The sequence below is a fragment of the Arthrobacter sp. T572 genome, from assembly GCF_056780115.1.
The window spans coordinates 434,233-452,750 of the sequence record NZ_JBRAZQ010000002.1 but is presented as its reverse complement, the minus strand read 5'-3'; the positions used below and the strand labels follow the sequence as shown (position 1 = coordinate 452,750).

The window sequence follows — 18,518 nt, the reverse complement described above, 5'->3', positions numbered from 1 at the left end:
GTTCCTCAGGATTGCTTCCGGCGCACCATCTCATTGATCCAGATGGGCGCGAACGGCGAGGTGCAATTGGGCGGCGTGGGGTAGTCCTTGAGCACTTCCAGCCGTTCGCCGATGCTCAGGGCACGGGCACGGAAGTCCGGGTGCTCGATCCCGATCTGGGCCAGGCAATGGTTCATGGCCCACTGAAGACGTTCCGGGGCCTCCTTCATGCCCGCCTCGATCGTGTCCAGCAGCCCGCCGAGATCCAGGCCTTCAGGGCTTTTGACTACGCGCTCCGACGTCAGCGCCCAGCCTGCGCTGGCAATCACCGGGTCCGGGTCAGCGAACCACGCTTCGCGCAGCGCCTCTGCGTGGGCACTCTTCTTGACCACGTAATTGACCAGCCAGTCATGAACCTTGGGTGTACGGGATTCCCGCAGCATGCCGTCCAACTCTTCCCGAGTAAAGGCTTTGGGCCTGCAGATCAGCAGCGCGAGCAGTTTCGCGGCGGTGTCATCGGTGGCCCAGAGCTCGCGTGCCAGTTCCTGCTGGGTTTTCAGGCGCTTGGCCACAGCCCGCAACTTACCCAGGTTTACACCGTGATCGTCGCCGTGTTTTTCGTTGACTTCCCGGGCGCGGGGATCCTCCAGAGCGGCGAGTTCGGACATCACCTGATGGAGGGTGGATTCTCCGAGAGCAGTTGTTCCTGACATCAGCGGACCCTTTCAGCCTTGGTGAAACGCGCACGGGCGCCGGTTGCCATGTGGACCAGGACAGGGGTCTTCTTGCCGATGACCAGGTCCAGCGCCTCCACCAAACGGGACACTTCTGCGGCAAGAAGGTGCGGGGCCACTCCTTGCCTCGGATGGATACGGACCCGCAGGCACGGCTGGCCCTTGACCTCATAGGTTGCCACCGAGGCTCCGGCGAGGTCCGGCCTGTCCGCCAGCGCTGCACGAAGGGCCTGCTCGGCAACGCCGCCGCCGATCTGGACTTCACCGTCAACATGGCTGTCGTCGTCGCTGGACACCAGCAGGTTTGCCCGGCCCTTGCCCTGTTGCGCCAGCCACGCCACCATGGCCACGATGACCAACAACAGGACCGCGCCTGCGACTATCCAGAGCCAGCTCTCCTGGCGGCCGGGAAAGCGCGTGGCCCGGAACGCATCTTCGGCGCCGGCCCAGACGGATCCAGACCACCCGTGCCACCAGTCCGCGACCGCCGGGACGGTCGCCAGCAGCACCAGCAACAGCCCTACGGCCAGCATTTTCACACCGATAATGAACAGGAGCACCCGGTTGAGGGCCCTGGGGGTCTCATTCATGCACCGATCACCCCCGACGTCGCCAGGTTAACCCGCACCGTGGGCATGGGAACGGGAGACATTTCCTCAAGTTCAGCCTGGACCGCGGTGAGGATCGCTTCGCGGCTGACCCTGATGCCTGACGTTGGCCGTACGTTCACGATCACTTGCTGCTGCGACACCACCACCATGACCTGCTCCTGGGTCACGTTCGCGGCAGTACGCGCACGACGGGCCAGGGCGGAGGCCAGGACCTCGTCATCAACCACGACGGCGGTGCGTGCGTCACGCAGCAAGTGGCGCGCCCGTTTGCCCGGGAGCACCGCCTGGAGGAGGAAAAACAGTCCCACCATGGCGATCACTGCACCGCTGGCCCCGAGCAGCAGCGGAGAAATTCCCGCAGGCAGGGCGATGATCCTTTCTGCAGCGGTGCCGGGGTCGACGAGCCAGGGCGGTTGCCCGATAGCTCGGACCACCGATTCAAGCAGCGCATAGACGCACACGATGATGACCAGCACTGCCGCGATACCGGCAGCACCGGCACGCGATGAGTGGGTCTCCCTGCTCAGGATCCGGCTCATGGCGGCGTCCTCACCGGCAACAGGGCTGGCTCCCGGAAGATGCCCGGGGGCGGGATCCGCAGGCCCCGAGACGACATATTCCTGGGTCATTGGACCCGGCCTCCCTCCGAGACATGCGCGCCGCTGATCCGGATATCCACGCGGCTTAGTTGGGAACCGCTCAGCCTGGTCACGGTTTCGAGCACCATGGCTTTCGCTGCCACGGCACGGTCCCAGATGGAGCCGCCCATGCCCCGGACGCGCTGCGGGTTCCGGAGGACGTCGCCCAAGGCGGGGATCCGGATCGGTGCGACGATCGATAGAGCCAGCAGGCCGTCGTCGTCCGTCCAATCTGCACGGATATCACCCTGGGCAACGCCGAGGGCCTCGGCGGCGGCAGCCTGGGCCAGCGATGTCAAAGCCTGGGTACTGATCCGGTTGTGGCCGGCCAGGCTGGTGGTGGGTTCCACAGCCTCAGCCACACTCATGACGACGAGCGCCGGCCCGTAAGCGCGTCCAGGACGCTGCGCAGGTCCAGCTTGCCGTCGGCCGCGCGTCCAAGGAGGGCGCCGATGCCCATGAACAGCAACGCCACGAGGAAGCCCCAAAGACCGAACTGAAGGGACATGAAGGCCACGAAGGCGCCGATCGCAATACCCACCACAGTCATGCTCACTGGAGTGCCTCCTTTTCGACCACCACTGTTTTCGCCCCGGCAGGTTTGGCGGGCGGTGTCACGTAAACATCGTTGATTTCCACGTTGACTTCAATGACCTGGAGCCCCACAAGTTCCTCCACCGCCCGATAAACGGCGGCACGGACCTGGTTGGCTACGCCGTGCAGGGGGTAGCCGTAGAGGGCGACGAGGTTGATGTCCACGGCCACCTGCGTTTCGCCTACCTCCGCCCGTACCCCGGCTGCGTGGTCCGAGCTGCCCACGGCATCCCGGATCGCGCCAAGCGCCCGTGAAGGTCCGGATCCCAGGGAGTACACGCCGGGGACCGTGCGGGCCGCAATGCCGGCAACTTTGGCTACCGCGGTTTCCGAGATGATGGTGCGCCCGGTGCCAGGGACTTCGTCCCCGGGCATGGGTTCTATCTGCACAGTCGGATCCGGCACGTTGTGGTGTGGCACGTTCTGTTCTGACACGGAGCACTCCCCTTCTCTTGACTACCACCCTAACGTCTAGGTCAGACGCTTTGGGAGAGAAGGAGTTGCGCGGCGACCAGTACTTGCAGCGCCAATGCCTGCAGCCCGGGCCGGGACTCTTCCTGCACATGACGAGGTTATCCACAACCGTGCTGCACGGGGTCGGAACCTCCATCCTCCCCTGCCTAGACTGGCCGACAATACGCCAAACAGCCGCTGGGGAGCCTGTCATGCCACGCCGTACTTTCCTACCGACCTTTCGCCTGCCTGTCGCCGCTGCTGTGGCGGCAGCGCTGCTTCTGGCCGGCTGTTCGAGCGGTGGCTCACCATTCGCCAACCCCACGACGACGGCGGCACCCGCCCCAGGCGGCTCGGCGGGTCCTTCGGAAAGCAGTGGTCCGCCCACTGTTGCAGCCACCGGTGCGTATAAGCCGGCGGATGCGCAGGGGAAGGCCCAAAACGTCCCGGTTCCCGTGATGCAAGCGGCTGGGCCTCAAGCTGGGCGCCGTCGCACAATTGGCATTCCGTGCTCGTGCGGGTCTTCGGAGGCATGTCTACGTGGCACCTACGGGATTCGAACCGGGATTCGCGTGCGTATGGGTCGTCACCAACGCGGCGCCGCGCGACCGCTAAAATGCCTCACAGCGGGACGTGGACCGGGGGCGGGCGCAGTGCACGAACTGCCGGCACGAGTTGGGCGAAGCCGACCGCGTGAACCAGTGCCTCACCGGGCACCCGCAGGAGATGCTCGCCGGGATTGAGATCTCCGCAGGCCATACGCCGGCTACTCGACGCCGTGGAAGCAACGCTTAGGGAGCGGTGAGAACGCTCCTGTTCTCGGGACAGACTCCTGCTTGTTCGGCTCTCAGGCTTCCGCTTTTAGGGCGATTCAAGACTCACGGACTCGCCCTTTCTCATCGGCTCAGGCGCGATTCTGGCGCTCTCGTGGGTTTGGTGCCACCTGTGAGTCCCCGCACCGATTCACGCGCGGTCATGGTGGCCCGCGCGAGCCCGCGATCCGCGCGATCCCGACCCATCGCGGCGACGAACTGCTCGCGCGCTTCATCCACATCCGGCGCGACGAGGTGAGCCCGATTCGAGGCTCTCGCCCGCGTAATTCCCACGTACACACCTGCCGCATCCATTGAATCGCCGAGCACCGTATGTGACTCGTCGACCGTCATGCCTGAACCCCGTGGGCCGCTGAAGCGTACGCGAGATGGGTGTGCTCGGCCACGTACTCGGCAGGCAACGGCACGGATCGCGGCCGACGACCAGTGGCCCGCTCCGTCGCCCACACCGCACTATAGTCGCCCACGCTCTGAACGACCCTCACCTGCCGGTTCGCCACCCGCAAGTCGGAGTCGTTTCGCAGCGTCTGAATCACATCCCCGCGCCCAATGCTCAGCCCATCTCTCCCGACCACAGTGCCTCTGTCATCAACCTCGCCGGAGCGCGCCCGCTTCTCACGAATCCGCGCATTCTGCTCGCGCCTCGTCGTTCATCGCAACGGTCATCGCGCCACTCGCGCGCGAGCGCCTCGACCTACGCATCCAGGCTCCTATGAATCGCAACGAGCCCGAGCGCGTACAGCCGATCGAAGAACACCTCCGGATGATTTCCGCGCCTCATCTGCACGGTCAGCGCTGCCTAGTCCGGGTCGATGAATCGGTGCACGACCGTCATGCGATGCAAGCGGGGGAGCAGTTGCGCGGCCATGTCGAGCGAGTCACCTCGACCGACGGCGGCGAGCTGAGCACAGTCGCCGACCAGAGCGAGGGTGGCGCCCGCCTCTTCGGCAACAGTAAGCAGAGCGAGCGCCTTGTCCTGACCGCGCATGCCAGCCTCGTCGACGACGATTCGTTCGCCGCGGCGCAGTAGAGCGGATGCCGCAGGGCCGAAGTATGGGGCGTCCGTTTCGGGGTCGTGGTGAGCCTGACGAACTCGCGCAGTCGTGTCGGATTGGCCCGCACGCCGGCCTCGGTGACGAGGTGCGACACGTGCTCCTGGAGGTCGTGCACCGTCCACGTCGACGCGGCGGACGCGCATCGATCGAGCGCGCGGGACGCGACATCCTGCACGCTCAGCTCATCGAGCGCGACGGCCCTTTGCGTCGGCACGCGCTCAAGATCAGGTCGATAGCCGGATGCCTTGAGCTCGCGTCGCCACGCATCCTCGCTGCCGAGCCGGGTCGGCTTCTTGTGCGGCCGCTCGTGATCCCACGCCATCGCGGTCAGTCGCGACATCGCGGCAGGTCCGGGTTCTTTGGTCTGGGTGCTCCGCACGCCAGGCCTTCTCGAAGCGTGCTAGGTCGCGCGCAACCTGCCCGGCACGCTTGCTCATCGCCGCGTTGAATGGCTGCAGCCCGGTGACCTCGGCCGTTACCGGATCGAGCGTGAGGCCATGCGCATCGCGCGGCCGCAGTTGCGGATGCGGGGCGATCACCGCGGTGCCGAGCGCGCGGATAGCGCCTTGCTGCCGGAACAGCGCCGCCGTGTCGAGACCTCGCCTCGCGGCATCCGCCCACACGCGCGTGCCGATCTGAAAGTGGATGTGCCGGTGCGGGTCTCCGGCCCGCGAGGTCTTGTGCGAGACCGCGACCGTCTCGAGATGCTCCACCGGTACGACCCGCTGCGCACCGCGCGGGCCGACACGCGTGACCGAGTGCTGACCGAGCCAGACCCGGATCTCGGCGACCGCGTCGCGCTGCGCCGCGTCGAGGGCGCCGGACACCTCGGGGTGTAGCGTTGCGGCGATCGACAGCGACTTTGGCGCGTTCACGACCATCTCGGCGAACCGAGGGGATCCGTGGCGAGCACCGGCGTGCAGGGGCGTGCCCATCGACTCGCCGGTGAGCGGTTGACCTAGTCGACCCGCTGAGCGTACTGGTCGGGGGTGAGTGCGCCCTCGCCGATCCAATGGTGCGCTCACTGACGCCGCTCTCTTACCGTGGTCGACGGCTCGAGATCACGCCAGGTAGGGACAAGCGCGGTCATCATCGCTGTAAACGCCTTGCCGTGGGAGCGGTACCGCAGGTGAAGGAGCTCATGGACGACGACGTAATCCTGGAAGTCCTCAGGCATGTCGACAAGGTCTCCAGCCAAGGTGATGACACCATCGGGCGCGCACGAACCCCACTTGGTCTCCAGCTCTGTGATCACGATCTGAGTGGGGTTGACGCGGATCTTCGTCGCCCAGGCCATCGTCTTGCGGGTGAGCACCTGGTCAGCCGTAAGAATCATCTTGGGCCGGGCCATCAGACCTTCTCCAGCACGTTCATGACGTTCTCGATGATCTCGTTGCACGCCTTCGCCGGAACCTTGTTGTCTAGCAGCGGCTTGTAGAGGCCACTACGGAGTCGGCGGCGCTCGTCCGGGTTCTGCTTCCAGTGCGGGAACTGGTCGACCTCGATCTCGATGGTCGTCGCGATGTGCTGGATGTCTATCTTGAGCCCGCCCAATGCCGGCTCTGCGCTCAGCGCCGCGTAGACGCCAAAGGCTCGATCAGACAGACCAGCCTGCTTCGCGAACTCACGCAGCCGATCCTTCTCCTCAGCAATGGCCTTGAGTTCGTCGAGAGCTGCGAGGCCGGTGACCCTGCGTTCTTCGAGGTTCTCAATGACGCGGTCTGCCTTGTCCCTGATGCTTTGGAGAACGACAGCAGCTGCGGGGTTGTCCTCCATTTCCTTCCGCAGGCCGCGCAGGAGGTTGTAGACCTTTTCCTCCGGCGGGCCGTCGTCCTTCCCCAGCGCCTCCAAGGTGTCGACGTCGAAAGTAGCGACCTTGGTGAAGCGCCCGAGGCCCTCCTGCGTCGCGCTCTCCCCGATCAGCCGCTTCGTCTTGTGCTCCAGGTCGGCGGTGAAGCCACCGGCGTCCGAATAGGCGTTGCGCACAGCGGCGTAGAGCACAGAGAGTCGCTTATACGTCGCGATGTGGTCACGCAGCTCTGCTGACGGCGAGAGGATCTCCCACAGCGACTCGATGTCGCGGTAGGCGTCGAAGAACTCCTTGCGCGCTTGCTCGGTGAGGAACTTGCCGTAGACGAGGCTCTCCAGCTGCTCATCCGCGCCCAGGCCGCTCTCGACCTGAAGGTACTCGGTCGAGGCCGCGTCGATCTTCGCGAGGAGGTCGGCCATCAGGACGTCGAGGTCTTCCAACGCGCCCTCGACATCGGCCGAGTTGAAGCGTAAGGCCTTGTGCAGTTCTTTGAGGATGCCAACGAAGTCGACGACAAGTCCGACCTTCTTCTGTACACCGTCGCTATCGACGTAGGGACGATTCACGCGCGCAAGCGCCTGGAGGAGCACGTGGTCGCGCATCGGCTTGTCGAGGTACATCGCGTACAGCACGGGTGCGTCGTAGCCGGTCAGGAGCTTGTCGGTCACGATGAGGATCTTGGGCTGCTGGTCTGCCTTCTTGAACTGGCGGCGCACCTCTTTCTCGCGGTCGTCCGAGAGTTGGAGTTCGTGGACGTCTGGTCGCTCGACGACGTCGTTGGCGTTCTTGCTGTAAACGACCTCGGACCACTCGGGGGGCAGCAGCTCATCGAGCGCTCGCTTGTACTTGGCGCACGTCTCGCGGTCGACGGCAACGAGGAAGGCCTTATACCCCAACGGGTTGACGTTCTCTCGGAAGTGGTTGACGACGAACTCGGCCACCTGCTTCACGCGGCTGTCCGCCCCAAGGAAGGTACGTAGCCCGACCGCGCGCTGGAGTACCTTGTTGAGCTCCTCGATGTCGGTGACGTCCTCGTCATTGGCGAGCGCGTAGAACTGTTCGTCGAGATCCTCGGGCGCCATCGACATGGTCGATGGAGCAAGCATGTACTTGATCGGCAGCGTGGTTTCGTCGTCGATGGACTCGATAATCGAGTACTTGTGCAGGTAGCCCTTCTCGTCCTGGCCGCCGAAGATTTGGAACGATCCCGACCCCCCGCCCTGCTTGCCCCCGACTGGGGTTCCGGTGAAGCCGATGATGGTGGAGTTCGGCACGGCGGCCATCAGGTAGGAGCCAAGGTCGGCAGCGACGGAGCGATGAGCTTCGTCGATGAACACGAAGATGTTGTCCCGGTCAGAGCTGTCCTTCCTGATCGTCTCGAATTTGTGGATCATCGACACCACGAGCCCGCGAAAGTCTGAGTCAAAGATGTCCTGCAGGTCGTCCCTGCTGTTGGCCCGTCGGACCGGGACGTCGTTGGATTGCATCTCGCCGAGGAACCTGTCGACCCACTCCTTCAGCTGGCCTTCTAGCTCAGTACGGTCGACGACAAGTATGACGGTCGCGTTCTTGAATCGGTCCTTCTGGCTCAGGATCAACTGGGCTGCGGTCAGCAAGGTAAAGGTCTTGCCGGAGCCCTGGGTGTGCCAAATCAGCCCACGGCTTTTCGTCGAGTCGGCGCAGCGATCGACAACGGCATCGACAGCTCCTCGCTGGTGCTCGCGGAGAACGGACTTCCGGGTCTCGCCGTCCTCGACGTAGAAGAGCACCCACTCCCGCAACGTGCGCAGGAACTCATGCGGCTCGAAAAACGCCTGAACCGCGTCGCGGTAGGACTCATCACTCGTGTGCTTCCATTTGAAGAGCATGCGGCGATTGACGTTCCAGGTGACGCCGTACCAGTAGTCGATCAGGTGGGTCTCGTTGTGGAGCTGCGCCTGGGTGAGGAGCTCGGGCGTCTCCTTCTCGTAGCGCCGAAGCTGGGTGACCGCCTTCGTCAGAGCGTCACGATCCTTCGGGTTCTTGTGTTCGACGACGGTCACCGGGATGCCGTTGACGACGAACATTACGTCAGCGCGGTTGCCCTTGGCGCGTGCCGGCGGTTCGATCTTCCACTCCCAGGTGACTTGCAGCGCGTTCTGGTCCGGGAAGGTGTAGTCGACGACCTGCACAGGTCGCCGTCGCTGCTCGTTCTCGTCGTTCCACTGGCGCTCGCCACGCAACCATCGGAGCACCTCGCGGTTGCCCTCGATCGTCGCCGGGAGCGCCTCAATGCTCTCGACGATTGCGCGTGCCTGATCCTCGGTCAGCCACGGGTTGAACTCCTGGAGCTTGTCCTCCAACACCTCGGAGAACAGCATGTTCGCCCGGCCGCGCCGCATCCCTTCGGCTTCCTCGGGAGTAAGTTGCTCCCATCCGACTGCCCATGCGTGCTTCACCATCGGGAACTGTACCGACTTGCCCTCAGAGATCTTGATCTGGCTCATGCGGCGCTCCCTTCGGGCGTCGGCAGCGCACTCAGATCGAGGTCGTCGACGGATATCTCGCTCGTCATAAGCTTGTGCAACAGCGACTTGAACAGCTGGTCGAGTACCTCACCCTTTCGACGATGCAGGTCGATTTTGCGCTCGAGTGCGTCCAGCACGTCGATGATCTCCCGCTGCTCGTCGGTAGTGGACGGCACCGGCACTTCGATCTTGCGCACGATGTCGAGGTTGAGGTTCTGCTGTTGTCCACCGTGGGCGAGCGACCGGATCGCTTCGTACCGCGATGTCAAGTAGTGATACAAGTAGCGAGGAAGGACGCCGTCATCCACTGGGATCATCGCCGCGCAGGCCTGGTTGCAAGATGCCTCGATACCCAGAATCCCGACCTTGCCGCGCGTCACGCCCTGTCCGTACATGGCCATCAGCAACGTGCCCGGCGGGAGCAACTTTGCGGCAGATTCAACAAGGCCCGCCTGCGTGATGTGTTCCTCCGTCCCGGTGATGACGGCGTACTTAACCTCGGTCGTCTTTACCCACGGAATGGTGCCACCCACCCAGTACGCATCGTTGCCACGCGATGGCGTGCCACCGGAGACAACCGAGAAGTGCTTGGCGATGGTGGCCAACTCCCAACTCCTGGGAAACGGACCGATCTCGGTCTCCTTCTGCGCTTCCCCCCGCAGCCCCCATGCGAATACACGCTGCATCGTCGCAGCCTTCACTTGCTCCAGCAGAGCAACCAGTTCCTCCTGCAGGACGACCGCGCGCTCGACCCGCCGGAGGAGGGCTGCAATCGATCGCTGGACCGCCATGTCCGTTGGGTAAGCGATCTCCTTCTCCTTGAGAATGGTGAAGTGTCGGTTGTAGCCTCGAGAGGGCAGGTCGATCGCGCGGCAGGCGTAGAAGAAGAACAAGGGGTCAATCAGGTCAGTCGGGCGCAGCAGCTGGGTGCCGTCAGCACCTCGAGCGAAAGGCCGGTCGAGGTACTTGAAGGTTCGGCTGTGATCGCCGAACACGATCAGTGGCAGCGGATCGTCGACGACCGCGTCAAGCAAATCCGTCCATCCCGCGATCAGCGCCTGCCCTTGGTCCACGACGGGATATGCGCCTTCGTCCTTGTAGTCCTTTGTCTGAACCTTGGCCTTCCCGGTCACAGACACCGTCGCGATGGACTCGCCAACTGTTGCCGTCTTCCACCCAGCTCTCATCGCTCGACACCTGTCACGGCGAGCGGTCTCATAAGCTTCAGCAACTCCGTGGTGAGATTGGCATCCTCGGTCGTCAACTCGTCGAGCCGCGCCAGGAGTTTCGGAAGGCCAGCATGATTCGCCGCATCCGCTTTGACTGCCCATTTGCTCGGGCTGAGGTTGTAGTCCGCGTCCGCGGCCTGCAGGAGGTCGATGACGGCGACCTCGCCCGCCACCGCCTCGCCGGCGTTGAAGAGTTGAGCGAGGTCTGCGACATCCTCGTCAGCGAGGTGGTTCTTGGGCCTGCCTTTCGTGAAGCGCTTGCTGGCATTGACGAGCGTGATCTTGCCCTTCTTGGACTCGGGCTTGCGCTTGTTGAGCACCACGATCACGCCCGCGGCGGTGGTGTTGTAGAAGAGGTTGTCCGGCATGAGGATGACACCCTCAATGAGGTCCTGGTCGACGAACCACTTGCGAATGTTGCGTTCCTTGTCCTCGTTCTTCGAGCCGGAGCCGCGAGTGACAGCGCCGGTGTCGAGAACTACTGCGGCACGCCCTCCGTCCTTGAGGACCGAAAGGGTGTGCTGCAGCCAGGCCCAGTCACCTTTACCCGAAGTCGCACCGCCATTCTTGATGAAACGGTCGTAGGGGTCGTCCTCGAAGATGCTCGCGCCAAAGGGCTGGTTCCACATCGGATTGGCGACAACGAGGTTGAACTGGTCGAGTGAGCCTGAGGGCGTACGGAACTTCGGATTGATCATGGTGTCGCCCCGTCGGAGGTCGACGTCCATGTCGTGGATGATTGCGTTCATCCGCGCGACCGCATAGCTCTCGGCTTGGAGTTCCTGCCCGTAGAGCTTCAGCGGCACCTTCGCAGTCGGATCGAGCTCGTTTGCGACGAGCTGGAGCTTGATGAGGAGCCCGGCCGATCCGCAGGCGTAGTCATGGCAGGTCTGGCCGGGTTTCGGGCGCAAGATCCGGGCCATAAGGAAGCCGACCTCGGTCGGCGTGAAGAACTCGCCCGCGCTCTGGCCGGACCCCTCGGCGAATTTGCGGAGGAGGTACTCGTAGGCACGACCGAGGAAGTCCGGTTGGACATCGGCGAGGCCAAGTCGGTAGCGGGGATCCGAGAAGGTCTCGACGACACCGTTGAGCTTGGCGGGGTTGATGTCTCGCTCGCTGTTGCGCTCGGCCGCGAAGTCGACGACGTCGATGACGCCTGCCAGCGTCGGGTTGTAGCGGACGACCGCACGCACCGCCTTGGTCAAGTGCTCTCCGATGTCGCGGGGGCGGGTCGTGCGACCGCGCTCGTCGTTCGGCCAGTCGTACTGGGCGCGGCCACTGATGACTGCCCATCGAGACTCGGGCGGGAGGTAGAAGCGGAGGAGACTATGGTCGTTGTCGGCGATCTCGACGGCTACCTCGCGGTCGCCGTACTCCTCGGCGAGGCGGTCGATCTCGTCGTCGAAGACATCGGATAGGCGCTTCAGGAACAACAACGGGAGCAGGTAGTCCTTGAACTTCGGCGCGTCCTTCTCGCCACGAATCGAGCACGCCGCGTCCCAGAGCATCTGCTCCATCGGCTTGGTGGTCGGCGTCGCCGACTTGGCCTGACGGCCGCGACGACGGGCAACAACCGCGCCGCTGGTGACCGGGGCGTCGCCGACGTCGACGCCGGCCTCTTCGGCCAGCGCAGTGATCTTGGCCAGTTGGGCCCGCTGCGGCTTGTTGGCTCCGCCCTCCCACCTGTTGACCGTGGCAAATGACATGCCGAGGCGCTCGGCTAGTTCGGCCTGGGTCAGGTCGAGTGCGGCGCGGATCGTCTGGAGTAGTAGAGGAACAGGTGCTAATTCTGTCATGTCTGCTATATTTGCACAGTGATATAGCAAGTGCAATCATGAAGCGTAGCCAATGAGGTTGTCGGTCCACGCGGTGCAACCTCGGAGAGCGCGCATGTCGGTAGCCCTCGCGGACCTTGGTCCCGCGGGCACCCAGAAGGGAGACGAATGAGTACGGAGCATGACTGCACGGGGATGCCTCGACGCGTTCTCACGATCGACGGCGGAGGCATCAAGGGTGTGTTTCCCGCGGCCTTCCTCGCCGATCTGGAGAGCGAACTCGACCAGCCACTGGCTTCGTACTTCGACCTCATCGTCGGTACGTCGACCGGTGGCATCATCACACTCGCACTCGGTCTCGGCATCCCCGCGTCGGACATCCTCCATTTCTACGAAGAGAAGGGGCCGACGATATTCAAGGGCAGCAAGCGCCTCGGACCGCTTCGCCAGCTCGTCACGGCCAAGTACGACCCCGCACCGCTGAAGGCAGCGCTGACTGAAGTATTCGGTGATCGGCGAGTCGGCGAGAGCACCACGCGGTTGGTCATCCCGGCTCTCAACCTCTCGACAGGCGAGGTCAACGTCTTCAAGACCGCCCATCACGAGCGGTTCGAACGCGACTATAAGCTTCCGGCCGTCGACCTTCCGGCCGTCGACGTGGCGATGGCGACGGCTGCCGCACCGACCTACTTCCCGACGCATCGCCTTACCAACGGGGTTCCACTGGTGGACGGCGGCACCTGGGCCAACAACCCGATGGGGACGGCGGCAGTGGAGGCGATCGGACTCCTCGGGTGGAATAAGGGGGATGTCGAGCTCCTCGGTGTCGGCTGCACGGAGGCGCCCGCCAACTTCCAGGCAAGTCGAGATCGCCGTCATGGGCTCGCCAACTACTGGGCGAAGCGCATCGTGAAGGTCTTCATGTCGGGACAATCATCCTCTTCGATCGGATCGGCCATGCTGTTGCTTGGTCACGACCACGTCGTGCGCGTCTCTCCCGTCGTTGACGAAGGGCAGTACCGGCTGGACGGCGTGGAAGGAATCCCGGAGCTCCGCGCGCTTGGTGCTGACCAGGCACGCACACAGCTGCCGTTTCTACGCGCGCGATTCTTCTCGGCGAGCGCAGCGCCGTTTGTACCGGTTCGGGCTCTCGAGAAGGAGGCGGTGGCACGATGAAGTTGATCAAGCACTTTGACGCGTTCCTCGTCAACAAGGTCAACCTCGGCGACGGCCGCATCAAGCAGCTCGACGAACGCGTCACGGCCATCACGAACTTCGTCCAGGCGGGCGACGGTGCCTTCGCGACGAACTTCATCGACATCCTTCCACAGGGCAGCTACGCCCACCGCACGATTATCAATCCGGTGCGCGCCAACGACGAGTTCGACGCCGACCTCCTGCTCGAGGTGGACGAGGTAGACGACTGGGAGGCCGAGGACTACGTCCAGGGGCTGTACACGGTCTTCCGTGACAGCTCGACGTACCGGAACATGGTCAGCCGGCATGACCGCTGCATCCGGATCGACTACGCCAACGAGTTCCACATCGACCTGGTGCCGTACATGGAACGGCACAACGCCCACTACATCACCAACCGGCTCGAGAACCAGTTCGAGCTGACGAACCCCGAGGGTTACAACAAGTGGCTCGACGAGCAGAACCGTCTCGCGAGCGGCCGTCTCGTTAAGGTCATCCGTCTCGTGAAGTACCTCCGCGATTTCAAGGACACGTTCAGCTGCAAGTCCGTCATCCTGTCCATCCTGCTCGGCAACAGTGTCAGCGACGCCGCTGCATGGGGCGACGACTCGCAGTACTCCGATGTACCGACCGCACTGAGAAGCATCGTCGGTGCGCTCGACGATTACCTGCAGGACAACGAACTCATGCCGAGCATCGACGACCCGAGCGAGCCGACCGAGAACTACAACCACCGCTGGGATCAGGACCAGTACGCCAACTTCCGCACCAAGATTCACGTATACCGCGGCTGGATCGATGAGGCGTATCTGGAAGAGGATCCGGAGGAGTCCAAGGTCAAGTGGCGTCGACTCTTCGGCAACAAGTTCGGCACCTACGACACGACCGTCAAGAAGGCATCCGAAGCGCACCTCGGTGTCGAGGGTGTCCGCAACACAGACGAGACGATCAGTGACCGCTGGGGCATCCCGATCCGGCTCGATGCACGCTATCGCGTGAACCTGACTGGTCGCGTTGCGAAGCGGCGCGGCTTTCGGGATTACGAGCTCAGCCGGTACGGGAACGTGGTGCCCGTGAAGTCAGACATTAAGTTCAGCGTGCGGCACAACGTGCCGGGGTCGGTTGAGGTCTACTGGAAGGTGCGCAACACCGGCGAGGAAGCGATCCGCGCCGATTGCATCCGAGGGCAAGTCGTGAAGGACAACGGGACGCTGACTCGGACGGAGCCGACCTCCTACCGCGGACGCCACTACGTAGAGGTGTATGTCGTGAAGGACGGCACCTGCGTCGCGATCAACCGGCAGGAGGTCCGCATCAAGTAGCGGCCTAGACAGAGACCCTCATGCCGCTCCAGCCAATCGGCTGTCGTTCGGATGACGGGTCCTGAGCCGCCGTCGGTCGACCTCGACCGTACCCACGTCGGAGTGCGAGCCATCGCGTTCGTCGACCTCGCCTTGTGGCGATGTCCGTAGAGGCGCGCAACTGCAGCAGTGCACCCCCGCCCGGAGGTGGCAAATCTGCGAGTGTCCGCGCGCCAGTTACTCTGCAGCTCGTTCGGAGGAACCACCGAATGCGCGCGCCGCCGACTCCGTGGTGGAGTTACCCAGCGCGGCCCCGTCGTCTCGGGGGAAGCAAGCCGCGGTCGCGGGCCTTCGTGATCCATCCCTGCGCGGTCGAGAGGGAGACGCCGTTGATTTCCGCCACCGTCGCGCTCGGGTTCGCAGCACCTTACTGCGTGAGCCGGCCGTGCTGCAGCGCGACCAACTCGTAGAAGTCCGGCACCTTCTTCGGGTCGCCAAAGGGCTTGAGCAGGTCGCGCTCGCTGACCTTTCGACCCGACGGCAGCACGATCTTGCCGCCGGTGATCGTCTCCGTCCGCTTCAGCGAAGAGGCGCTTGTTGATCGCGGCCTCGATGCGGGCGGTCGAGAGCTCACGCTGGAGCCGGCTTGTGATCGGGTCGCCTGGACGCCAGGGGGAGGTAGATCACGCCGGTGATGCGGATTTCCTCAGGCACGGCGAAGACCTGGCGCTGCAGGCGCAAAGGTCGGCATGCACGAGATGCCAGCCCGGCGGCGATGAGTCGAGGGGGAGCGTCATGGTCGACACCACGTGGAGGGTCGAGTACCTGAGCAGAGTCGAGGCGGCCGAGCGGTGCCGCATCCCGGTCTCGAGCTACGACAAGCTCCGCCACGACGGGATCATCCCCGAGCCCGACGCCCGAATGGGCAAGCACCTGCTCTGGAGCGCCGACACGATCGACGAGCTGCTCGCGCGGGGTGGTACGGAACACTGATGGCCGGGCGGCCGACGAAGGACACACCGTCGCGCGTTGATCCACGCACGGGCCGGCCGCTGCCCGAGGGTATCAGCTGGCGCGCCGATTGCCAGCGCTACCAGATTCGCGTCGTTGGCCCGAGCGTCGGAGGGCGGCTCCGCCGAGCGCTCCCGAACCTTCCTCACCCTCGCCGAGGCGAAACGCGAGCTCGCGAAGATGATCGCGGGTCGCAACCCGAACGGCTCGATGACGCTCGACCGGTGGTACGACAAGTACTGGCCCGCGATCGAGTCGCCCATTCGCCGGCGACGGCCCGCAGCTACGGCGTGGCCGGGCGGCTTCGCGTGAAGCCGAGCCTGGGACGGCGCCGGCTCGACGAGATCACCTCGCCCATGATCAAGTCGGCGATGGTCGCCTGGTCTGGTGTGTCATCCGCCAAGAACGACACCCTCGCCATGCTCTCGCGCCTCCTCGACGGCGCTCGCTTCTCGCGGTTCATCGACTACAACCCTGCCCGCGAGGTGAAGCGGCCGGGCATGCTCGAGTCGATCTCGCCAGTGTCGCGGGCGCTCACGCTCGCGCAGATCGCCACGCTGCTCAACCTCATTCCCGACGGCATCTACCGCCGCTACTTCGCCGCCCTCGTCTACACGGGCATGCGCGCCGGGGAGGCGACCGAGCTGCGCGTCGGCGACGTCGACTTCGTGAGCGGTGTCATCCGCGTCAGCCGATCACTGAGTCTTGGCATGCGCGGCGAGCTGATCGAGCAATCGCTCAAGAGCCACAAGCCAAGTGATGTCCCGCTGATCGATGCGTTGAGTCCGTACGCCGAAGCTGCGGCACGAGGCAAGCAGGGGAGTGACCTGCTCTTCGACGGACCCGACGGCGGGCGGCTCACGAATCACAATGCGCGTCGTGCGGTGAACTGGGAGGAGCTGCGCGAGGCGATCGGTAGACCCAACCTGCGCAACCACGATCTGCGGCACACATTCGCGACGATCCTGTTCGACGCCGGTGACACCTTGCCGGATGTCCAGGCGACCTTCGGCCGCTCGAGCCTGCAGATCACCGAGCTCTACTCACGCGCACGCGAAGGCGTCGCGCTCCGAGGCGGTGCGGCACTGACCGACGCGCTCAAGCGAGCAGACGAGAACACGGCAAGAGAGCCGACCAGGTGCCCACGAAGACCCAGAACTGGCACAACGCCGAACCCAGCGAACCTGTAATGGCACAGCCTCACCGGCGGCCTCGCGGAATGACCCGCTGAAACAAGAAAAGCACCAGTTCCGAAGAACTGATGCTTCCCAGTGGTGGCTCCGACCGGCGTCGATCCGGTGACCTTTCGATTTTCAGTCGAACGCTCTACCAACTGAGCTACAGAGCCTAGGTGACACGTCACCTTGAGAACCGGAATTGCTTCCGGCGCTCAGAGCGACCCTGACGGGACTTGAACCCGCGACCTCCGCCGTGACAGGGCGGCGCGCTAACCAACTGCGCTACAGGGCCTTGCTTTGCGGTATCTCTACCGCGTTTTTTTCAAGGCTTCCAGCTTACCAGACTTTTTCGGTCCGATTTACCACTTGCCTTGCGTACCCCCAACGGGATTCGAACCCGTGCCGCCGCCGTGAAAGGGCGGTGTCCTAGGCCGCTAGACGATGGGGGCCTGAACTCAATTCGGATTTCGCAGCAGAACACAACGCTTTATGCGTTCTTTTCCGCTCTCGCTCGTCCGAACTGGACTCTAAAACTTTAGAGCATAGATACCCGGATTCCAAAATCGAGGGCCGTGTGACCTCCGACACGCACTCGCGAATCACTCCCCGGCGACTACCCGACGCCACCGGGAACGTACTCGAACAGGTCCCCTACCTGACACTCGAGGACCCCGCAAATGGCTGACAGCGTAGAGAAGCGGATCGCCCTGGCGCGGTCATTCTTCAGGACGGACAGATTCACCAGGCTCACCCCAACCCGTCGGCTGAGCTCGGTCAGGGTCATCCCCCGCTGCTCCAGCAGCTCATCCAGCTTGCAGTGGATGGCAAGGTCTTCCTCGGCCGGCATCAGACCAGGCCCTCCACATCGCGCTGCAACCGCCGCCCAAACTGGAAAACCCCGGCGAACAGCAGCAGGGCAATCCCGGCCACAAGGGGTGTGGGATTAAAACCCGACACATACAGCAGGGTCTCGCCCGGGGTTGCCGGAGCCAGGCCGACGTATTCAGCGAGCCGGTTGCGGGCCGTTGAGTCCATGATTTGGCCAGCGCTCCCGGCAATCGCCAGAACCCCTCCGGCAGTTCCCAACACCACCGCGGTACCGCGGGCGAAAAGAACCGCATTCGCCAGCCTGTGGGCCAGCAGGACCAGCAGAGACGCCACCGCCAGGATCGCCAACTGATTGAACACGGCAGACCAGCCCAGCAGAGCTGCCTCATTTTCCGGGAGCCTTGGCACGCTGACTTCAACTTGGGACGTCCGCCCCGCGGCCCCGAATCCCAGATCGCGTATTTCCTGCAGCGCTGGATCCACCGGCAGCCTCAGCACAACCTCGCCGGAGTTTCCGATGATCGAGACCACCGTGAAACCCGTGGTCACCAAGGCCACAGCGAAAGCGATCACCATCAGGACCACCGAATCAGCCCTCGAGACCACTTTGACGCGAGCCAAAGAGTCGCTGACGTTTCTTCGCAAGCCCATGATTAACCCCCAATTTATCGATATTCGTTATTACCGTTAATCGATAAGCTACGGCAGCAGCCTGCGGGCGTCAAACATTGGCAGTTTCTTGTGGGGACGCGTCCGAAATCCGCCAGCCGCGAACCTCAGGACCG

General features: G+C 63.9%; 20 protein-coding genes and 3 tRNA genes. 5 read left to right on the top strand and 18 right to left on the bottom strand.

Annotation, left to right across the window (positions count from 1 at the left end; all coding sequences use genetic code 11):
* Positions 1-5: 5 nt before the first annotated feature.
* From ACUYMZ_RS03325 to ACUYMZ_RS03300, 6 genes are read right to left on the bottom strand one after another with little or no spacing between them, the layout of a single operon-like run.
* Positions 6-692 (bottom strand): DNA alkylation repair protein, encoded by a 687-nt coding sequence (locus ACUYMZ_RS03325; protein WP_442423291.1) that lies wholly within the window; start codon positions 690-692, stop codon positions 6-8.
* Positions 692-1,303: a hypothetical protein gene (locus ACUYMZ_RS03320; RefSeq protein WP_426005590.1), complete on the bottom strand. Its 612-nt coding sequence runs from the start codon at positions 1,301-1,303 to the stop codon at positions 692-694. Before ACUYMZ_RS03320 ends, ACUYMZ_RS03325 begins: the two co-directional genes overlap by 1 nt.
* Positions 1,300-1,953 carry a DUF6286 domain-containing protein gene (locus ACUYMZ_RS03315; RefSeq protein ID WP_426005588.1) on the bottom strand — a complete coding sequence of 218 codons (654 nt, stop codon included), beginning with the start codon at positions 1,951-1,953 and terminating at the stop codon, positions 1,300-1,302. Before ACUYMZ_RS03315 ends, ACUYMZ_RS03320 begins: the two co-directional genes overlap by 4 nt.
* On the bottom strand, positions 1,950-2,330 hold the full coding sequence (locus tag ACUYMZ_RS03310; protein WP_442423290.1) for a hypothetical protein: 381 nt from the start codon (positions 2,328-2,330) through the stop codon (positions 1,950-1,952). The genes ACUYMZ_RS03315 and ACUYMZ_RS03310 overlap by 4 nt, the downstream gene beginning before the upstream one ends.
* Positions 2,327-2,518 (bottom strand): DUF2273 domain-containing protein, encoded by a 192-nt coding sequence (locus tag ACUYMZ_RS03305; RefSeq protein WP_426005584.1) that lies wholly within the window; start codon positions 2,516-2,518, stop codon positions 2,327-2,329. Before ACUYMZ_RS03305 ends, ACUYMZ_RS03310 begins: the two co-directional genes overlap by 4 nt.
* Positions 2,515-2,931 (bottom strand): Asp23/Gls24 family envelope stress response protein, encoded by a 417-nt coding sequence (locus tag ACUYMZ_RS03300; RefSeq protein WP_426007471.1) that lies wholly within the window; start codon positions 2,929-2,931, stop codon positions 2,515-2,517. The genes ACUYMZ_RS03305 and ACUYMZ_RS03300 overlap by 4 nt, the downstream gene beginning before the upstream one ends.
* 188 nt (positions 2,932-3,119) lie before the next feature.
* On the opposite strand from ACUYMZ_RS03300, the gene ACUYMZ_RS03295 reads away from it, so the two are divergent.
* Positions 3,120-3,752 (top strand): DUF6318 family protein, encoded by a 633-nt coding sequence (locus ACUYMZ_RS03295; protein ID WP_481605801.1) that lies wholly within the window; start codon positions 3,120-3,122, stop codon positions 3,750-3,752.
* Between the two features lie 889 nt (positions 3,753-4,641).
* Here the strand turns inward: ACUYMZ_RS03295 and ACUYMZ_RS03290 are convergent.
* The 6 genes from ACUYMZ_RS03290 to ACUYMZ_RS03265 all read right to left on the bottom strand — a co-directional run bounded on the left by ACUYMZ_RS03290 (position 4,642) and on the right by ACUYMZ_RS03265 (position 12,239).
* Entirely contained in the window at positions 4,642-5,040 is a 399-nt protein-coding gene (locus ACUYMZ_RS03290; protein WP_481602091.1) for an AAA family ATPase, read from the bottom strand.
* Between the two features lie 81 nt (positions 5,041-5,121).
* A complete protein-coding gene (locus ACUYMZ_RS03285) occupies positions 5,122-5,832 on the bottom strand; it encodes a relaxase domain-containing protein (RefSeq protein WP_481602090.1) in 711 nt (236 codons plus the stop codon).
* Between the two features lie 86 nt (positions 5,833-5,918).
* Positions 5,919-6,248: a M48 metallopeptidase family protein gene (locus tag ACUYMZ_RS03280; RefSeq protein ID WP_481602089.1), complete on the bottom strand. Its 330-nt coding sequence runs from the start codon at positions 6,246-6,248 to the stop codon at positions 5,919-5,921.
* A complete protein-coding gene (locus ACUYMZ_RS03275) occupies positions 6,248-9,193 on the bottom strand; it encodes a type I restriction endonuclease subunit R (RefSeq protein ID WP_481602088.1) in 2,946 nt (981 codons plus the stop codon). The genes ACUYMZ_RS03280 and ACUYMZ_RS03275 overlap by 1 nt, the downstream gene beginning before the upstream one ends.
* A complete protein-coding gene (locus ACUYMZ_RS03270) occupies positions 9,190-10,347 on the bottom strand; it encodes a restriction endonuclease subunit S (protein WP_481602087.1) in 1,158 nt (385 codons plus the stop codon). The genes ACUYMZ_RS03275 and ACUYMZ_RS03270 overlap by 4 nt, the downstream gene beginning before the upstream one ends.
* A 50-nt stretch (positions 10,348-10,397) precedes the next feature.
* Complete coding sequence (locus ACUYMZ_RS03265) at positions 10,398-12,239, bottom strand: N-6 DNA methylase (protein ID WP_481602086.1); 1,842 nt, start codon at positions 12,237-12,239, stop codon at positions 10,398-10,400.
* A gap of 147 nt (positions 12,240-12,386) precedes the next feature.
* Between ACUYMZ_RS03265 and ACUYMZ_RS03260 the strand changes: the two genes are divergently transcribed.
* Both ACUYMZ_RS03260 and ACUYMZ_RS03255 read left to right on the top strand, forming a co-directional pair.
* A complete protein-coding gene (locus ACUYMZ_RS03260; RefSeq protein WP_481602085.1) occupies positions 12,387-13,394 on the top strand; it encodes a CBASS cGAMP-activated phospholipase in 1,008 nt (335 codons plus the stop codon).
* Complete coding sequence (locus ACUYMZ_RS03255) at positions 13,391-14,737, top strand: SMODS domain-containing nucleotidyltransferase (RefSeq protein ID WP_481602084.1); 1,347 nt, start codon at positions 13,391-13,393, stop codon at positions 14,735-14,737. Before ACUYMZ_RS03260 ends, ACUYMZ_RS03255 begins: the two co-directional genes overlap by 4 nt.
* 406 nt (positions 14,738-15,143) lie before the next feature.
* Here the strand turns inward: ACUYMZ_RS03255 and ACUYMZ_RS03250 are convergent, their stop codons facing one another.
* The gene (locus tag ACUYMZ_RS03250) at positions 15,144-15,350 is read right to left on the bottom strand and encodes a hypothetical protein (protein ID WP_481602083.1); all 207 of its coding nucleotides are present in this window, start codon (positions 15,348-15,350) and stop codon (positions 15,144-15,146) included.
* A gap of 161 nt (positions 15,351-15,511) precedes the next feature.
* On the opposite strand from ACUYMZ_RS03250, the gene ACUYMZ_RS03245 reads away from it, so the two are divergent.
* Positions 15,512-15,709 carry a hypothetical protein gene (locus ACUYMZ_RS03245; protein ID WP_481602082.1) on the top strand — a complete coding sequence of 66 codons (198 nt, stop codon included), beginning with the start codon at positions 15,512-15,514 and terminating at the stop codon, positions 15,707-15,709.
* A 242-nt stretch (positions 15,710-15,951) separates the two neighbouring features.
* A complete protein-coding gene (locus ACUYMZ_RS03240) occupies positions 15,952-16,917 on the top strand; it encodes a tyrosine-type recombinase/integrase (protein ID WP_481602081.1) in 966 nt (321 codons plus the stop codon).
* An 82-nt stretch (positions 16,918-16,999) separates the two neighbouring features.
* On the opposite strand, the gene ACUYMZ_RS03235 is transcribed toward ACUYMZ_RS03240, so the two are convergent.
* The 5 genes from ACUYMZ_RS03235 to ACUYMZ_RS03215 form a co-directional block, all read right to left on the bottom strand.
* Positions 17,000-17,075 (bottom strand) — tRNA-Phe (locus tag ACUYMZ_RS03235).
* 48 nt (positions 17,076-17,123) lie between these two features.
* Positions 17,124-17,197 (bottom strand) — tRNA-Asp (locus tag ACUYMZ_RS03230).
* A gap of 84 nt (positions 17,198-17,281) precedes the next feature.
* A tRNA-Glu gene (locus tag ACUYMZ_RS03225) sits at positions 17,282-17,354 on the bottom strand.
* A gap of 164 nt (positions 17,355-17,518) precedes the next feature.
* The gene (locus tag ACUYMZ_RS03220) at positions 17,519-17,755 is read right to left on the bottom strand and encodes a helix-turn-helix domain-containing protein (RefSeq protein WP_426007470.1); all 237 of its coding nucleotides are present in this window, start codon (positions 17,753-17,755) and stop codon (positions 17,519-17,521) included.
* Complete coding sequence (locus tag ACUYMZ_RS03215) at positions 17,752-18,384, bottom strand: hypothetical protein (RefSeq protein ID WP_481602080.1); 633 nt, start codon at positions 18,382-18,384, stop codon at positions 17,752-17,754. Before ACUYMZ_RS03215 ends, ACUYMZ_RS03220 begins: the two co-directional genes overlap by 4 nt.
* Positions 18,385-18,518: the final 134 nt, after the last annotated feature.

Coding starts and splice junctions, on each gene's coding strand:
- ACUYMZ_RS03325 (WP_442423291.1), bottom strand. CDS start 692: ATGTCAGGAACAACTGCTCTCGGAGAATCCACCCTCCATCAGGTGATG.
- ACUYMZ_RS03320 (WP_426005590.1), bottom strand. CDS start 1,303: ATGAATGAGACCCCCAGGGCCCTCAACCGGGTGCTCCTGTTCATTATC.
- ACUYMZ_RS03315 (WP_426005588.1), bottom strand. CDS start 1,953: ATGACCCAGGAATATGTCGTCTCGGGGCCTGCGGATCCCGCCCCCGGG.
- ACUYMZ_RS03310 (WP_442423290.1), bottom strand. CDS start 2,330: ATGAGTGTGGCTGAGGCTGTGGAACCCACCACCAGCCTGGCCGGCCAC.
- ACUYMZ_RS03300 (WP_426007471.1), bottom strand. CDS start 2,931: ATGCCCGGGGACGAAGTCCCTGGCACCGGGCGCACCATCATCTCGGAA.
- ACUYMZ_RS03295 (WP_481605801.1), top strand. CDS start 3,120: ATGACGAGGTTATCCACAACCGTGCTGCACGGGGTCGGAACCTCCATC.
- ACUYMZ_RS03290 (WP_481602091.1), bottom strand. CDS start 5,040: ATGCGCGTCCGCCGCGTCGACGTGGACGGTGCACGACCTCCAGGAGCA.
- ACUYMZ_RS03285 (WP_481602090.1), bottom strand. CDS start 5,832: ATGGGCACGCCCCTGCACGCCGGTGCTCGCCACGGATCCCCTCGGTTC.
- ACUYMZ_RS03280 (WP_481602089.1), bottom strand. CDS start 6,248: ATGGCCCGGCCCAAGATGATTCTTACGGCTGACCAGGTGCTCACCCGC.
- ACUYMZ_RS03275 (WP_481602088.1), bottom strand. CDS start 9,193: ATGAGCCAGATCAAGATCTCTGAGGGCAAGTCGGTACAGTTCCCGATG.
- ACUYMZ_RS03265 (WP_481602086.1), bottom strand. CDS start 12,239: ATGACAGAATTAGCACCTGTTCCTCTACTACTCCAGACGATCCGCGCC.
- ACUYMZ_RS03260 (WP_481602085.1), top strand. CDS start 12,387: ATGAGTACGGAGCATGACTGCACGGGGATGCCTCGACGCGTTCTCACG.
- ACUYMZ_RS03255 (WP_481602084.1), top strand. CDS start 13,391: ATGAAGTTGATCAAGCACTTTGACGCGTTCCTCGTCAACAAGGTCAAC.
- ACUYMZ_RS03245 (WP_481602082.1), top strand. CDS start 15,512: ATGGTCGACACCACGTGGAGGGTCGAGTACCTGAGCAGAGTCGAGGCG.
- ACUYMZ_RS03215 (WP_481602080.1), bottom strand. CDS start 18,384: ATGGGCTTGCGAAGAAACGTCAGCGACTCTTTGGCTCGCGTCAAAGTG.